This is a genomic window from Stenotrophomonas sp. NPDC077461 (assembly GCF_049545475.1).
Taxonomy (GTDB): domain Bacteria; phylum Pseudomonadota; class Gammaproteobacteria; order Xanthomonadales; family Xanthomonadaceae; genus Stenotrophomonas; species Stenotrophomonas nematodicola.
Genome location: NZ_JBMWDO010000002.1, coordinates 255,670 through 269,889, shown reverse-complemented (window position 1 = coordinate 269,889; position 14,220 = coordinate 255,670). Strand labels below are relative to the sequence as shown.

Here is a 14,220-nt window from a genome sequence, read left to right as displayed (position 1 = left end):
GTTCGATCAGGCGCCGTGCGCGATGATCCGGTGCACGGCATCGGTGTAACGCTGCAGCTGCTCCAGCGTCACGAACTCGTCGGCGGTGTGGGCCTGGGCGATGTCGCCCGGACCGTACACCATCGTGGTGTAACCGGCCGCCGAGAACAGCGAGGCTTCGGTCCAGAAGTCCACCGCGTTGCCGATCGGGATATCCAGTGCGTCGGCCACGTCACGCGCGGCCAGGCGGCGGTTTTCCGCTTCGGCGATGTCGCCGGCCGGCAGGCTCGGGCCACGGAAGGTTTCGGTGAACAGCGCCGCGGCCGGTTCGGCGAAACCAGCGAAGGTGGCCAGCAGCGCGTCGATGTCCATCGACGGCAGCGGACGGAAGCCGAACCGCAGTTCAGCCGCCGGCGCGATCATGTTGGCCTTGATGCCGCCGTCGACCCGGCCGATGTTGAAGCGCAGGCCGGTGAGCCCGCCGAAGCGCGCATGCGACAGCGATTCCACGTGGTCCAGCGCGCGGTTGCCCCAGCGCATCGCCTGGTGCAGCGCGCTGGCGGCCGCATCCTGCTTGCCCGAGGCATGCCCGGCGCGTCCGGCGAAGTTCATCAGCACCGAGCTGATGCCGCGATGGGCGAGCACCGCCTCGCTCATGGTCGGCTCGGCCACCAGCACCGCGTCATATGCAATGCCACGGGCCAGGAACGCGGCGATGCAGCGCGGATCGTTGGCTTCCTCGTCGCTGGAGAACAGGAACGCGGCATCGCCATCGCTGGCATTGGCCGCAGCCACCAAGGCTGCCGCCGCGCCCTTGATGTCACACACGCCCAGACCGATGACGCGGTCGTCGGTACGCCGCATCACATGCGGGTCGGCGGTCCAGTGCGGCGAATCGGGCACGGTATCCAGATGCACGTTGAACAGGTACTTCGGGGTGCCCCGCACCGCGTACAGGCTGACCGCACCGTCACCGTGATCGATCACCTCGACGTTGAACCCGGGCAGGTTCGCGCGCAGGTAGTCGAAGATGCCGCCGGTGGTGATCGCACGCGGCGGATTGCGGGTGTCGAAGGACACCAGTGCCTGCAGGTGGTTGAGCGTGTGTTCCAACATCAGTCCGGGAATCCATCAGGGTGGGCAGTGCCGGCCGCGGGCCGCCACTACGGGTGGCGCGGCGCCGGGCAGAGCCCGGCGCTACGTGGATCGCTCAGCGGTTCACCTGCGCGTACAGCGTGGAGCTCATGCCGAACAGCTTGATGAAGCCTTCCGCCTCCTCCACGCCCCAGTCGGCCGACTGGGCGTACGTGGCGCCCTTGGTGTTGAGCAGGTGCGGCGAGCGCACGGCCACCGCATCGACGCGGCCACCGCGGGTTTCCAGCACCACTTCGCCGTTGACCTTGGCCTGCGAGGACTTCAGGAACGCCTCGATATCGGTCTTCAGCGGGTCGTGGTAGAAGCCTTCGTACACCAGCTCCACCCACTTGCGCGCCACGTCCGGCTTGAAGCGGTTCTGCTGCTTGGTCAGCACGGCATCTTCCAGCGCGCGGTGCGCGGCCAGCAGCGAGATCAGGCCCGGCGCTTCGAACACGATGCGGCCCTTCAGGCCGATCACGGTGTCGCCGGTGTACACGCCACGGCCCACGCCGTACGGGGCGAACAGCTTGTTGAGCTTGGCCAGGATCTGCTCGCCCGCCATCGCCTCGCCGTCCAGGGCGACAGCCTCGCCTTCGACGAACTTCAGCGTCACGGTCAGCGCCTCGGCCGGCCACTCGCTGCGCGGTGCGCACCAGCCGCGGGCGCCTTCGCCCGGGGCTTCCCAACGGTCGATCTCGCCACCGGACATGGTCAGGCCGAGCAGGTTTTCGTTGATGGTGTAGGCCTGCTGCTTGGCGCGCACGCCGAAACCGCGCTCTTCCAGGTACTTCTGCTCGTAGGCGCGGGTCTGGGTGTGTTCCTTCTGGATTTCGCGGATCGGCGCGACGATCTGGTAGTCGCCCAGCGCCTTCACGGCCAGGTCGAAGCGAACCTGGTCGTTGCCCATGCCGGTGCAGCCGTGGGCGATGATGTTGGTGCCCAGCTCGGCGGCGCGCTTGAGCGCGGCATCCACGATCAGGTAGCGGTCGGACACCAGCAGCGGGTACTGGCCCTGGTAGCCTTCGCCGGCCCACACGAACGGCTTGACGAAGCCGCTCCAGATTGCCGGACCGCCATCGACGGTGACGTGGCTGGTGACGCCCAGCTCGGCGGCGCGCTTCTCGATGAAATCACGCTCTTCGTCATCCACGCCGCCGGTGTCGGCGAACACGGTGTGCACGTTGTAGCCGCGCTCCTGCAGGTAAGGCACGCAGAAGCTGGTGTCGAGTCCGCCGGAGAAGGCCAGGACGATGTCTTTCTTGCTCATGGGGGTCTGATCTCGTAGCGCCGGACACGGCCCGGCGGTGGGCAAAGGGGGAATCAACAGAATCTCAGCGGCCGATCAGGGCCGACATGATCGCCTTCTGTACGTGCAGGCGGTTCTCGGCCTCGTTGATGGCGATGCACTGCGCCGAGTCCATCACCGCGTCGGTGGCCTTGACGTTGCGGCGCAGCGGCAGGCAGTGACTGAACACGCCGTTGTTGGTCAGGGCCATCTTGGCTTCGTCGACGATGAAGTGCTTGTACTGGTCGCGGATCGGCTTTTCCGGCTCCCAGTTGCCGAAGAACGGCAACGCGCCCCAGCTCTTGGCGTAGACCACGTCGGCACCGGTGTAGGCGCTGGCGATGTCATGGCTGACCTGCAGGGAACCGCCGCTCTCGGCCACGTTCTGCTCGGCCCAGCCCATGTAGCGCTCGTCCAGGATGTAATCCGGGGTCGGGCACAGCAGGGTCACGTCCATGCCCATGCGGGTGGCGATGGTCAGCGCCGAGTTGGCCACCGCGGTGTTGAGCGGCTTGGGGTGGTAGGTCCAGGTCAGCACGAACTTCTTGCCGCGCAGGTCCTGGGTGCCGAAATGTTCCTGCAGCGCCATCACGTGGGCCAGCTCCTGGCACGGGTGGGTGATGGTCTCCATGTTGATCACCGGCACCGGCGAGTATTTCGCGAAGCTCCGGAGCACTTCGTCCTCACGGTCCTTGCTCCAGTCGACGAACTTCGGGAATGCGCGCACGCCGATCAGGTCGACGTAGCGGCCCAGCACCTTGGCCACTTCGGCGATGTGCTCTTCCGTGTCGCCATCCATCACCGAGCCGAGGTTGAACTCGATCGGCCATGCATCCTTGCCCGGCTGCAGCACGATCGCGTGGCCCCCCAGCTGGAAGGCACCCAGCTCGAAGCTGGTGCGGGTGCGCATGGACGGATTGAAGAACACCAGGGCAATCGACTTGCCCTTGAGCTCGTCGCCCAGCTTGTTGCGCTTGAACAACGCGGCCTGGGTCAGCAGGGCATCCAGGTCGGTGCGGCTCCAGTCCTGGGTGTTCAGGAAGTGCTTCAGGGACATCGATCGATCCTTTGCGGCGGGATTCAGGGGGTCGGAAAAACGTACAGATGAAACTCTTCAGATCGCAGAAACGAAAAAACCCAGCACGGGGGCTGGGTTTTCCGAACAGACAGCACGAAGCTCCGGTTACCCAGCGAAAATGTGGGGTTCCGGTCGGCGGGCACGCGACGTCATGCCCGTAGCCATACGGGCGGCGCTGGTGTCGTGCTGGAAGTCGGTGAGTTTCATGGCCGCCCATCTTTGCACGCGCCCGGGGCGGGTGCAAGGCCTGAATGGAACATGCAGATCAGCGTAGCGAACGAGGCGGCTTCCCGGCCGGTCACGGATTGGCCGGCCCGCCCTGCTCGGCCGCCACCCACGGGGTGATGGACACGCGGATCTTCAGGCGGTTGCCGGGATCGTCGGGGAGGCGGGAGCGGTACTTGGTGCCCTTGTAGACGTAATCCACGTCATAGGCGATGGGCCGGCGGAATTCCCGGCCGACCGGGATGATCCGGCAGTCGCGGGTCAGCAGCGGGCCGTTGTTGGCCGGCGGCGCCTCGACCACGGGCATTTCCTCCTCGCTGCCGTCTTCACGGCGGAAGATCGAGCGCACCGAGTCCATGAAGCGGCCAAAGCGGCCCTTTTCTTCCTGCGGTTCTTCGCCGGTCACGTTGACCGGGGCCAGGGTCCGGGTGGACACCGGCTCGCAGTGTTCTTCCGTGCGGGTGGCCCGCAGCGTCTGGAACACGGGCTCGACGTTGAGCACCTGCGCGTAGTCGAACTTCACGTTCTCGACGATCACCACCCGGTTGCGGGCCTCACCGTCCTGGGCGCGCACCCCGAAGGCGGCACTTGCGAGCAGACAGGCCAGCGTCAACAACGAAGCGGATTTCATTGGCAACAGGTAAGAGGACAAGGGGGATAGTTTAGGCAGTGCCAGGCACAAGGGGCTGAACATTACCCTTCCGTAACGTTTCTGCCCATAGGCAGGCCGCGCCCGCCCCCCGGCCAGGGACGCCATGCCGGCCCTGCGGGGCCGCCGGACGGCCCGGCGCTGGGCGCCGTTGTGATCTAAAATCGACCGCTTGCCCCCCACCCATCCCCCACCACGGCCACCATGACCCTGCGACTGCACAACACCCTGACACGCCAGCTCGAAACGTTCCAACCGCTCGATCCGGCCTGTCCGACCCTGTATGTCTGCGGTCCCACGGTCTACAACTATGTCCACATCGGCAACGCCCGTGGCCCGGTGGTGTTCGGGGTGCTGGCCGATCTGCTGCGACGCCGTTTCGGCGCCCTGCGCTACGCGCGGAACATCACCGACGTGGACGACAAGATCAACACGGCCGCGCGGGACCAGAATGTGCCGATTTCGGCAATCACCGATCGTTTCGCCGCCGCGTACCGTGAGGACATGGCCGCACTTGGCGTGGTTCCGCCGGACATCGAGCCGGAAGCCACTGCGCACATCCCGCAGATCATTGAAATGATCGAACAGCTGATCGAGGCCGGGCATGCCTACGCCGCCGAAGGCCATGTGCTGTTCGCCGTGGGCACCTATGCCGATTACGGCAAACTCTCACGGCGCGATCCCGACGAGATGCTCGCCGGCGCGCGCGTGGACGTGGCCCCGTACAAGCGCGACCCGGGCGACTTCGTCCTGTGGAAGCCGTCCTCCGAGGACCTGCCCGGCTGGGCATCCCCCTGGGGCCGCGGCCGTCCGGGCTGGCACATCGAGTGCTCGGCGATGGCCGCCGCGCACCTGGGCCCGACCATCGACATCCACGCCGGCGGCGTCGACCTGCAGTTCCCGCACCACGAGAACGAGATCGCGCAGAGCGAGTGCGCGCACGGCGGGCAGACCTTCGCCCGCTTCTGGCTGCACAACGGCATGCTCAACTTCGGCGGCGCCAAGATGAGCAAGTCGATCGGCAACATCGAACGCGTGCACGATCTGGTCCGCGCGCATGCGCCCGAGGCGCTGCGGTATGCGCTGCTGTCGGCCCACTACCGGCAGCCGCTGGACTGGTCCGATGCGTTGATCGAGCAGTCCGCACGCACGCTGGATGGCCTGTACGGCGCACTTCGCGAGGTCGAGGCGGTAGCGGCCACGGCACGCATTCCCGAGGCGATCGAAGCGGTGCTCGACGAGGATCTCAACACGCCGCGCGCCTTGGCGTTGCTGTCGGAACTGGCCAGGAAGCTGCGCCACGCCTCGGCCTCGGCCGGCGGCCCGGACCATCCGCGCGAGGGCGCCACGCTGGCCGAACTGGTCGACCTGAAGAGCCAGTTGCTCGGCGCCGGCAAGGCGCTGGGGCTGCTGCAGCAGGCCCCGTCCGCGTGGTTCGGCAGCCAGGCCACCGACAGCGACGAGGGCGCGCGCATCCAGGCGCTGATCGATGAGCGCACGGCCGCCAAGCAGGCGCGCGATTTCGCCCGCGCCGATGCGATCCGCGATGCGCTGGCGGCCGAAGGTATCGCCCTGGAAGACACCGCGCAGGGCGTGCGCTGGGTGCGCAAGCGCTGAGGGCCCGCCCAGCCACTGACCTGCCCGGCCCCGGCGTCGGGCGCCCTGACACAGTCCCGGCCACGGATGGCCGGGTGCTTCCCCAGAACCATCACGGCCTGACCACGGAAGGCGCATACCGGCCCGGAGTCCCCCATGACCACCGTTTCCCCGTTCCCGCTCGAACCCACCGCCGCCGACGCGCAGGCGGCCATCGCCGATGAGTTCGCCTTTTTTGGCGACTGGTCCGAACGCTACCAGTACCTGATCGACCTGGGGCGCAAGCTGCCGGCCTTCCCTGAGGAGTGGAAGACCGAGCAGCACCGTCTGCTCGGCTGCCAGTCGATGGTGTGGATCGTGCCGGAAGGCAATGCGCAGTCGCTGCGCTTCCACGCCATCAGCGATTCGGCGATCGTGTCCGGGCTGATCTACCTGGCGCTGCGGGTGTACTCGGGCCGGTCGGCCGAGGAAATCCTGGCCACCGAGCCGACCTACATCCAGGACATCGGCCTGTCGCGCCATCTGTCGCCGACGCGCAGCAACGGCGTGGCGGCCATGCTGGCCTTCATCCGCGATACCGCACAGTCGCAGTCCGCGCAGTCGTGAGTGCCGACGCCCCGTCCGACACAGGCGACAGCGCGCTCAGCCTGTTGTCCCGCCCCGGCTTCTCGCTGCTGCTGGCCTATCGCATCTGCGCGATGCTGTCCTACCAGATCGTGGCGGTCACGGTCGGGTGGCACATCTATGAAGTAACCCGCAATCCGTTCTCGCTGGGATTGGTCGGACTGGCCGAGGTGCTGCCATTCTTCTGCGTGGCACCGTTCGCCGGCTATCTGGTCGATCACCTGCCGCGCCGCCGGCTGGGCATGGTGGCGGCCAGCGGGCTGGTGCTGACGGCGGTGGTGCTGACCGCGGTGGCGCAGGGCTGGCTGCCGTTCCACGGGGTGTGGCCGATCTATGCGGCGATCGCGATGACGGGGATGGTGCGCGCGTTTCTGTCGCCGATCTACAACGCGCTGTTCGCGCGGGTGCTCGAGCGCCAGCAGTACGCGCGCGGCGCGGGTCTGGGGGCGGTAGTGTTCCAGGCCGGCATGGTGGCCGGGCCGGCGCTGGGCGGGCTGCTGGTCGCCTGGGGCGGCAAGGGCGTGGCCTACGGTGTGGCGGTAGGCGTGGCGGCGGTCGCGGTGGGCTGTCTGGCCGTGCTGCGCGTGTCCGAGCCGGTGCACAGCGGTCCGGCCGCACCGATCTTCAAGAGCATCGCCGAGGGCGGCCGCTTCGTGCTGGGCAACCGGATCATGGTCGGGGCGATGGCGCTGGACATGTTCTCGGTGCTGCTCGGGGGCGTGGTGGCGATGCTGCCGGCGTTCCTGCACGAGATCCTGCACCACGGTCCGGAGGGCCTGGGCATCCTGCGCGCGGCGCCGGCACTGGGCTCGGTGTGCGTGGGGCTGTGGCTGGCCCGCCGGCCGCTGCAGCGCAACGCCGGCCGCGTGCTGCTGTTCGCGGTGGCCGGGTTCGGGCTGTGCGTGATCGGGTTCGGGCTGTCGCACAGCTTCTGGCTGTCGGCGGTGATCCTGCTGTTCTACGGTGCCTTCGACGGCGTGTCGGTGGTGATCCGTTCGACCATCCTGCAGTTGGCCACGCCGGAAGAAATGCGTGGACGGGTATCGTCGATCAACGGCATCTTCATCAGTTCGTCCAACGAGCTGGGCGCGTTCTATGCGGGCACGATGGCCAAGCTGCTCGGTCTGGTGCCGGCGGTGGTGCTGGGTGGTTTCGCGGTGCTGAGCGTGGCCGGCATTACTGCCTGGAAGAACCCCACCCTGCGCCGCCTGAACCTGCGCGACCTGCACTGACCGGGAGCGGCCTGCCGGGACGGTCGGCCGCCGGCGGTGGCAGGTACCGACCGTTGGTCGGCTGCCTGTGCAGCAGAGCGCCGAAGTTCCGCGGATCAAAAAAAACCCGGCCGAGGCCGGGTTTTTGATTGCGTCGCGACCGATCGGCGATCAGTCGCCCTGCTGCTTCTGCAGGTGCTCCCAACGCTCCTGGGCGTCGATGGTGCGCTCTGCGGTCAGACGCGCTTCCAGACGATCCAGGCCGATCTCTTCGCCGGTGTCCACGCAGTAGCCGTAGTCACCGTCTTCCAGGCGCTTCAGGGTGCTGTTGATCTTGCCGATCAGCTTGCGGTAACGATCACGGGTACGCAGTTCCAGCGAGTTCTCGGTCTCGCGGGTGGCGCGCTCGGCCTCATCGCCGATATCACGCACTTCCTCCTGCAGATTCGCGATGGTCTGCTTGGATTCCTCGACCAGATCATTGCGCCAGTGCTGCAGGCGCTGGCGGAAATACTCCAGCTGCAGCGGATTCATGTATTCCTCTTCCGCGCTCGGCTTGTAACCGTCGGGCAGGATCGGACGACCGGTGGCTTCGTCAGTCTTGTATTCCACCACCTTCACCTTGGTGCGCGGGGCCGGGGCGGCCGAACGCGCTGCCACGGCAACGGCGACCTTGCCGACCGGACGGGACACGGGCTTGGGGGCGGACTCGGACTTGGCGGGGGTTTTTGCAGGCGATTTCGAAACGGGCACGGGATTCTTGTTTTGCGGGGCTTTCGAGGCGGGGGACGCTGCTACCGGCGCCGGCGCAGGCGCCGGAGGGGTGGCAGGCGTGACCGCGGACTTGGCCGGGACAGACTTGGCCGGCGCCGGCGATGCCGGCTTCGGTGCGGACTTGACTACAGGTGCTGCGGCCGGCTTGGCGGCCGGCTTGGTTGCCACGGGCTTGCTGGCGGTCTTGCTTGCCTTCACCGGCTTGGCCGGCGGCTGTTTGGCCGCGACCTTCTTCACCGGTGCAGGCTTGGCGGCCGGCTTGACAGCCACCGGCTTCACCGTCTTCTTTGCCACGGTCTTGCTGGCGGCGGCCTTCTTCACCGGCGCCTTGGCGACCGGCTTGGCCACAGCCGTCTTCCCGGCCGTGGCCTTCTTGGGCGCCGCCTTGGCGGGCGCGACCTTCTTCGCGGCTGCCTTCTTGACCACGGGCGCCTTGGTGGCGGTCTTCTTGGCCGCCTTGGCCGGGGTCTTGCCGGTGGATTTCGTTGCGGGTGCCGTCCTGGCCGCCGGTTGTTTGGATGCAGGCTTGCCGGCCGGCTTGGCGGCCGGCTTCTTGGCAACGGACTTGGCCGCCAACTTCGTTACAACAGGCTTGGCGGTTTTCTTGGCGGCCTTGACGGCCTTCTTTGCAGTTTTTTTAGCAGCCACGAAACGCTCTTCCTTGGATTCCCCGGGGCCCGGGAAAGCGGGCCTTTATAGCCTACCCGACCAGCAGCAGCAACCACACCGCCTACTCCGTTCAGCCCCGGAGTCGCAAGGGGGTGAAGCCGGCCTGCCCGCTGGGCGGACCGGCTCGCGCAGTTCGGCACCTGACCCGGTGATGCCACCGGGGCGGCCCGCCACGCGCGTGGGCGTGAGCGGGTCCAACGCCCCATCCTGCGACAAATGCGGCCTTCATGCCAACTGCTCTAAGATGGCGGGGTGATCTCGCGCCTGCTCATTGCCCTGCTGCGCTTCTACAAGCGCTTCATCAGCCCGCTGCTGGGGCCGCGCTGCCGCTTCGTGCCCAGTTGTTCTGAATACGCCATGCAAGCCATCGCCCTGCATGGCCCCGCGCGCGGCAGCTGGCTCGCCGCCCGCCGGCTCGGTCGCTGCCATCCCTTCCATCCCGGTGGCGTGGACGAGGTGCCGCCGCGCGCCCCGCACGCCGCTTGCCGCTGCACAGGAAAACACTGAAATGTCCTCCACGCTCATCGTCAACGCCCGCCTGGTCAACGAAGGTCGCATCACCGACGGCGACCTGCGCATCGAAAACGGCCGCATCGCGCAGATCGGCACCGGCCTGGAGGCGCGCCCGGGCGAGACCGTGGTCGACGCCGCCGGGCGCTGGCTGCTGCCGGGCATGATCGATGACCAGGTGCACTTCCGCGAACCGGGCCTGACCCACAAGGGTGATATCGCCACGGAATCGGCGGCGGCCGTGGCCGGTGGCCTGACCAGCTTCATGGACATGCCCAACACCAATCCGCCGACGCTCAATGCAGCGGTCCTGCAGGCCAAATACGACGCTGCCGCCGGCCGCGCACGCGCCAACTACGGCTTCTACATGGGCGCCAGCAACGACAACCTGGCCGACATCAAGGTGGTGGACCCGAAGCAATCGCCGGGCATCAAGGTGTTCATGGGCGCCTCCACCGGGAACATGCTGGTGGACAACCCGGAGACGCTGGACGCGATCTTCAAGTACGCCCCCACGCCGATCATCACGCACTGCGAAGACACCCCGATGATCGACGCCAAGGCGAAGGAATACGCCGAGAAATACGGCGACGCGCTGAGCGCGGAACAGCACCCGGATATCCGCTCGCGCGAGGCCTGCCTGAAGTCGTCGGAGCTGGCGGTGGCGCTGGCGAAGAAGCACGGCACCCGCCTGCACGTGCTGCACATCTCCACCGCCGATGAGCTGAAGCTGTTCGAGAAGGGTCCACTGATCCGCGCCGACGGCAGCCGCAAGCAGATCACGGCCGAAACCTGCATCCACTTCCTGCGCTTCGACCGCAGCGATTACGCGCGGCTGGGCAATCTGATCAAGTGCAACCCGGCAATCAAGGAAGCCAGCGACCGCGAGGCCCTGACCCGCGCGGTGGCCGAGGACGTCATTGACGTACTGGCCACCGACCATGCCCCGCACACCTGGGAAGAGAAGCAGAAGCCGTATGCGCAGGCGCCGTCCGGCCTGCCGCTGGTGCAGTACGCGCTGGTGGCCGCGCTGGAGCTGGTGCACGAAGGCAAGCTGGAGATCACCCAGGTGGTGCAGAAGTTCGCGCACGCCCCGGCGCAGCTGTTCGACGTGAGCCAGCGCGGCTATCTGCGCGAGGGCTATTTCGCCGATCTGGTGCTGGTCGAAGACGTGCCGTTCACGGTGAAGCGCGAGGACGTGCTGTCCAAGTGCGGCTGGTCGCCGTTCGAGGGCATGACCTTCCGCTCGCGCATCGCCTCGACCTGGGTCAACGGCCAGCTTGCGTGGGACGGCGAGCGGCTGGTCGGGTCGCCGAACGGCCAGCGCATGAGCTTCGACCGCTGATGCGGGCGCGTCTGCTGGGCTGGAGCCTGCTTCTGGCGGGCGGGGCGACGCTGGGCGCCCTGCTGTTGCCCGTGGGCGCCCAGGCGCAGGCCGACACCCGCGTGGTGTTCCCGGCCAGCGCCTCGCAGGGTGCGATGGTGATCGGAAAGGTGCCCGCCGGCAGCTCGGTGCAGTACGGCGGCCGCACGCTGCGGGTAAGCGGCTACGGCAGTGTCGTGTTTGGCATCGGCCGCGACGAGAAGGGCCCGCTGCAGGTGCAGGTGCGACGCCCGGACGGCGCCACCGAGACGGCCAGCATCGCGGTGACGCCGCGCGACTGGCCGGTGGAGCGCGTCAACGGCGTCCCTCCCAAGACGGTCAACCCGCCGCCGGCGATTGCCGAGCGGATCAAACGCGAGCAGGCCCAGGTCACTGCTGCCCGCGCCCGCGACGACGACCGGACCGATTTCGCGCAGGCGTTCATCTGGCCGGTGCAGGGACGCATCAGCGGTCGCTTCGGCAACGCACGCGTCTACAACGGGCAACCCGGCGCCGGGCATTCGGGCATGGATATCGCGGTGCCGACCGGCACGCCGGTGAAAGCACCGGCCGCTGGCGTGGTCACGTTCGCCGGGCCGGACCTGTACCTCACCGGTGGCACCCTGCTGCTTGATCACGGCTATGGGGTGAGCTCGAACTTTCTGCACCTGTCGCGCATCGACGTGAAGGTCGGCGACCGGGTCGAACAGGGCCAGGTGATCGCCGCAGTCGGCGCCACCGGTCGTGCGACCGGGCCGCACCTGCACTGGGGCATGAACTGGTTCGATACCCGCATCGATCCGCTGCTGGTGCTGGAGCGGCGCTGACGAAGGCGTACCGACCCACGGTCGGTACCCACCCTGCCCCAGCGATCAGCCGCGGGCTGCCCACCAGGTGCGCAGCAGCGTACGCAGCGGCGTTGCCTTGAGTTCGCGCCCCTGCACCCAGGCCTGCTGGCGCGTGCGTGCCAGCGAGGCATACAGGCGGCGTGGGCGCGGCCCGGCCACGCGCGCGGGCCAGTCGCGCAGCAGTTGCTGCCCCCAGCGCTGCGTCACGTCCTGCTCGCCCTGCGCCAGCAATGCGCGTGGCACGGCGGCGACGCCGGCCTCGTGCAGTCGCTGCGCCAGGGTCTGCAGCACCACCGGCGTGGTGGTGTCACCGCGGACAGCCGCCTCGAAGATCACCGCCTCCACTGCGGCCACCGCAGCGGCGTAGGCGCGCAGCGCGGCGAGCGCCTGCGCCGGGTCCACCGGCACGGCACGCGCGTCGATGAGGTCCGGCAGGGTCTGGGCCAGTTCCGCCCACGGCGCGCGCAACGGTTCCAGTACACGGCCCAGCGGATGCCTGGAGCGCTGGGCGGCCCAGCTGCGCAGCTCTTCGCCCCACCACGCCAGCTTGGCGTCGGCCGGGGTCGGGTCGCCGCCGATATTGAGGATGTCGTCGAACTCCTGCAGCAGCGCGAACCACGCCACCACGCGGAGGCGCTGTGCCTCCGGCACGAAAGGTTCGGCTACCGACCATTCCGGCCAGCGGGTTCGCCACTTGTCCAGGAAGCTGTCCAGGGCGCTGGAAGTTGTCACGGGAAGTCCTTCAAATGCTGTGCGGACCCACGGTCCGCACTTGCCTGGGGAAATGTGCCGACCCACGGTTGGCACCTGCCGGAGTGGGTCATCGGCCGGTCGTCCGGTCTACCCGCGCGCGGGCGGCCAGGCGTCGGGGCGCTGCAGCTGCGCGGGGTGTTCGGCCATGCGTTCGGCGCCCCACGCGTGCGGGTCGTCGGCGTCCAGGCGGTAGCCCCACAGCGCGGCCACCGAGGCCATGCCGGCGGCGTTGGCAGCGACGATATCGCGCTCGTCGTCGCCGACGTAGATGCAGGTGGCCGGGGCCATCGCCATACGTTCGGCCGCCGCCAGCAGCGGCAACGGATGCGGTTTGCGCTGGGCCAGCGTGTCGCCGCCGATCAGCACGGCACAGCGCTGTTCCCACCCCAGCTGCGGCACGATCAGCCGCGCCAGGTATTCCGGCTTGTTGGTGACGATGCCCCAGCGGCAGCCGGCCGCCTCCAGCGCGTCGAGCATGCCGGCCACGCCGTCGAACAGCACGGCATGGCGGCCGATCAGGCCTTCATAGCGCTCCAGGAATTCGGGCACGAGCGCGTCACGCTCGGCCTGCCCCAGCTCCGGGAACGCGACCGATACCATCGCCCGGGAGCCCTTGGACACCACCGGGCGGAGGACGTCCAGGCTGATCGGAGCACGGCCGCGCGCGCCGAGCATCGCATTGGCGGTGGCCAGCATGTCCGGGGCGCTGTCCAGCAGTGTGCCGTCCAGATCGAACAGCACCGCCTGCGGGAACATGCCCGCGTGACCTGCGGACTCAGACACCGGCAGCATCGTCCGGCTTCACGGCATAGGCCAGGTAGTTGATGTCGGTGCGGCTGCTCAGACGCGCGCGGTTGCGCCACGGCTCATAGGCCATGCCGCTGACATCGCGCAGGGTGAAGTCGGCCTCGCGCAGCCACTTGCCGAGTTCGGCCGGCTTGATGAAGTCCTGGTAATGGTGCGTGCCCTTGGGCAGCAGCCGCGCTACGTACTCGGCACCGACGATGGCCACCGCAAACGCGGCCGGGGTGCGGTTGACGGTGGACAGGAACAGCTGGCCGCCGGGCTTGAGCAGGCGGTGGCAGGCGGCGATGATCGCGCCCGGGTCGGGGACGTGCTCCAGCATTTCCATGCAGGTGACCACATCGAAGCTGCCCGGCTGTTCGGCGGCCAGGTCCTCGGCGGCCTGCAGGCGGTAGTCCACCGTGACGCCAGACTCCAGGCTGTGCAGCCGCGCGACCTTGACCAGTTCCGGGGCCAGGTCGATCGCGGTGACCTCGGCGCCTTCCTTGGCCAGTGCTTCGCTGAGCAGGCCACCGCCGCAGCCGATGTCCAGCACCCGTGCGCCACGCAGCGGGACGCGGCTGGCCACGTACTGCAGGCGCACCGGGTTCAGGGCGTGCAGCGGCTTCTGCGGGCCGTCCGCATCCCACCAGCGGTTGGCGAGTGCGGCGAACTTGTCCAGTTCGGCCTGATCGAAATTGGTGGAAGCGTGGGGGGCGTTCATGGGGATCCTTGG

General features: G+C 68.2%; 14 protein-coding genes. 6 read left to right on the top strand and 8 right to left on the bottom strand.

Features of this window, described 5'->3' with window-relative positions:
• Positions 1-6 precede the first annotated feature (6 nt).
• The 4 genes from ACPEH8_RS05850 to ACPEH8_RS05835 all read right to left on the bottom strand — a co-directional run bounded on the left by ACPEH8_RS05850 (position 7) and on the right by ACPEH8_RS05835 (position 4,335).
• The gene (locus tag ACPEH8_RS05850; RefSeq protein ID WP_017356625.1) at positions 7-1,095 is read right to left on the bottom strand and encodes an acetylornithine deacetylase; all 1,089 of its coding nucleotides are present in this window, start codon (positions 1,093-1,095) and stop codon (positions 7-9) included.
• 94 nt (positions 1,096-1,189) lie between these two features.
• Positions 1,190-2,383, bottom strand: a complete 1,194-nt coding sequence (locus ACPEH8_RS05845; RefSeq protein ID WP_423666247.1) for an argininosuccinate synthase — start codon at positions 2,381-2,383, stop codon at positions 1,190-1,192.
• A gap of 64 nt (positions 2,384-2,447) precedes the next feature.
• Complete coding sequence (locus ACPEH8_RS05840) at positions 2,448-3,458, bottom strand: N-acetylornithine carbamoyltransferase (protein ID WP_017356627.1); 1,011 nt, start codon at positions 3,456-3,458, stop codon at positions 2,448-2,450.
• A gap of 319 nt (positions 3,459-3,777) precedes the next feature.
• Positions 3,778-4,335, bottom strand: coding sequence for a hypothetical protein (locus ACPEH8_RS05835; RefSeq protein ID WP_017356628.1), 558 nt, complete (start codon positions 4,333-4,335; stop codon positions 3,778-3,780).
• 222 nt (positions 4,336-4,557) lie between these two features.
• Here ACPEH8_RS05835 and cysS point away from each other — a divergent pair, with 222 nt between their 5' ends.
• The 3 genes from cysS (at position 4,558) to ACPEH8_RS05820 (ending at position 7,805) form a co-directional block, all read left to right on the top strand.
• Complete coding sequence (gene cysS, locus ACPEH8_RS05830; protein ID WP_017356629.1) at positions 4,558-5,970, top strand: cysteine--tRNA ligase; 1,413 nt, start codon at positions 4,558-4,560, stop codon at positions 5,968-5,970.
• Between the two features lie 135 nt (positions 5,971-6,105).
• A complete protein-coding gene (locus ACPEH8_RS05825) occupies positions 6,106-6,555 on the top strand; it encodes a SufE family protein (protein ID WP_017356630.1) in 450 nt (149 codons plus the stop codon).
• A complete protein-coding gene (locus tag ACPEH8_RS05820; RefSeq protein WP_136003256.1) occupies positions 6,552-7,805 on the top strand; it encodes an MFS transporter in 1,254 nt (417 codons plus the stop codon). The genes ACPEH8_RS05825 and ACPEH8_RS05820 overlap by 4 nt, the downstream gene beginning before the upstream one ends.
• Positions 7,806-7,955: 150 nt before the next feature.
• Here ACPEH8_RS05820 and dksA read toward each other — a convergent pair whose 3' ends face one another.
• Positions 7,956-9,206: an RNA polymerase-binding protein DksA gene (dksA, locus tag ACPEH8_RS05815; RefSeq protein WP_136003255.1), complete on the bottom strand. Its 1,251-nt coding sequence runs from the start codon at positions 9,204-9,206 to the stop codon at positions 7,956-7,958.
• A 273-nt stretch (positions 9,207-9,479) separates the two neighbouring features.
• Here dksA and yidD point away from each other — a divergent pair, with 273 nt between their 5' ends.
• From yidD to ACPEH8_RS05800, 3 genes are read left to right on the top strand one after another with little or no spacing between them, the layout of a single operon-like run.
• Positions 9,480-9,734 carry a membrane protein insertion efficiency factor YidD gene (yidD, locus tag ACPEH8_RS05810; protein ID WP_136003254.1) on the top strand — a complete coding sequence of 85 codons (255 nt, stop codon included), beginning with the start codon at positions 9,480-9,482 and terminating at the stop codon, positions 9,732-9,734.
• A gap of 1 nt (position 9,735) precedes the next feature.
• On the top strand, positions 9,736-11,082 hold the full coding sequence (locus tag ACPEH8_RS05805; RefSeq protein WP_313160926.1) for a dihydroorotase: 1,347 nt from the start codon (positions 9,736-9,738) through the stop codon (positions 11,080-11,082).
• Positions 11,082-11,927 (top strand): M23 family metallopeptidase, encoded by an 846-nt coding sequence (locus ACPEH8_RS05800; RefSeq protein WP_136003252.1) that lies wholly within the window; start codon positions 11,082-11,084, stop codon positions 11,925-11,927. Before ACPEH8_RS05805 ends, ACPEH8_RS05800 begins: the two co-directional genes overlap by 1 nt.
• A gap of 45 nt (positions 11,928-11,972) precedes the next feature.
• Here ACPEH8_RS05800 and ACPEH8_RS05795 read toward each other — a convergent pair whose 3' ends face one another.
• The 3 genes from ACPEH8_RS05795 to ubiG form a co-directional block, all read right to left on the bottom strand.
• On the bottom strand, positions 11,973-12,680 hold the full coding sequence (locus tag ACPEH8_RS05795) for a squalene/phytoene synthase family protein (RefSeq protein ID WP_136003251.1): 708 nt from the start codon (positions 12,678-12,680) through the stop codon (positions 11,973-11,975).
• Between the two features lie 108 nt (positions 12,681-12,788).
• Positions 12,789-13,457: a phosphoglycolate phosphatase gene (locus ACPEH8_RS05790; RefSeq protein ID WP_153165230.1), complete on the bottom strand. Its 669-nt coding sequence runs from the start codon at positions 13,455-13,457 to the stop codon at positions 12,789-12,791.
• 19 nt (positions 13,458-13,476) lie between these two features.
• Complete coding sequence (gene ubiG, locus ACPEH8_RS05785) at positions 13,477-14,208, bottom strand: bifunctional 2-polyprenyl-6-hydroxyphenol methylase/3-demethylubiquinol 3-O-methyltransferase UbiG (RefSeq protein ID WP_017354965.1); 732 nt, start codon at positions 14,206-14,208, stop codon at positions 13,477-13,479.
• Positions 14,209-14,220 lie beyond the last annotated feature (12 nt).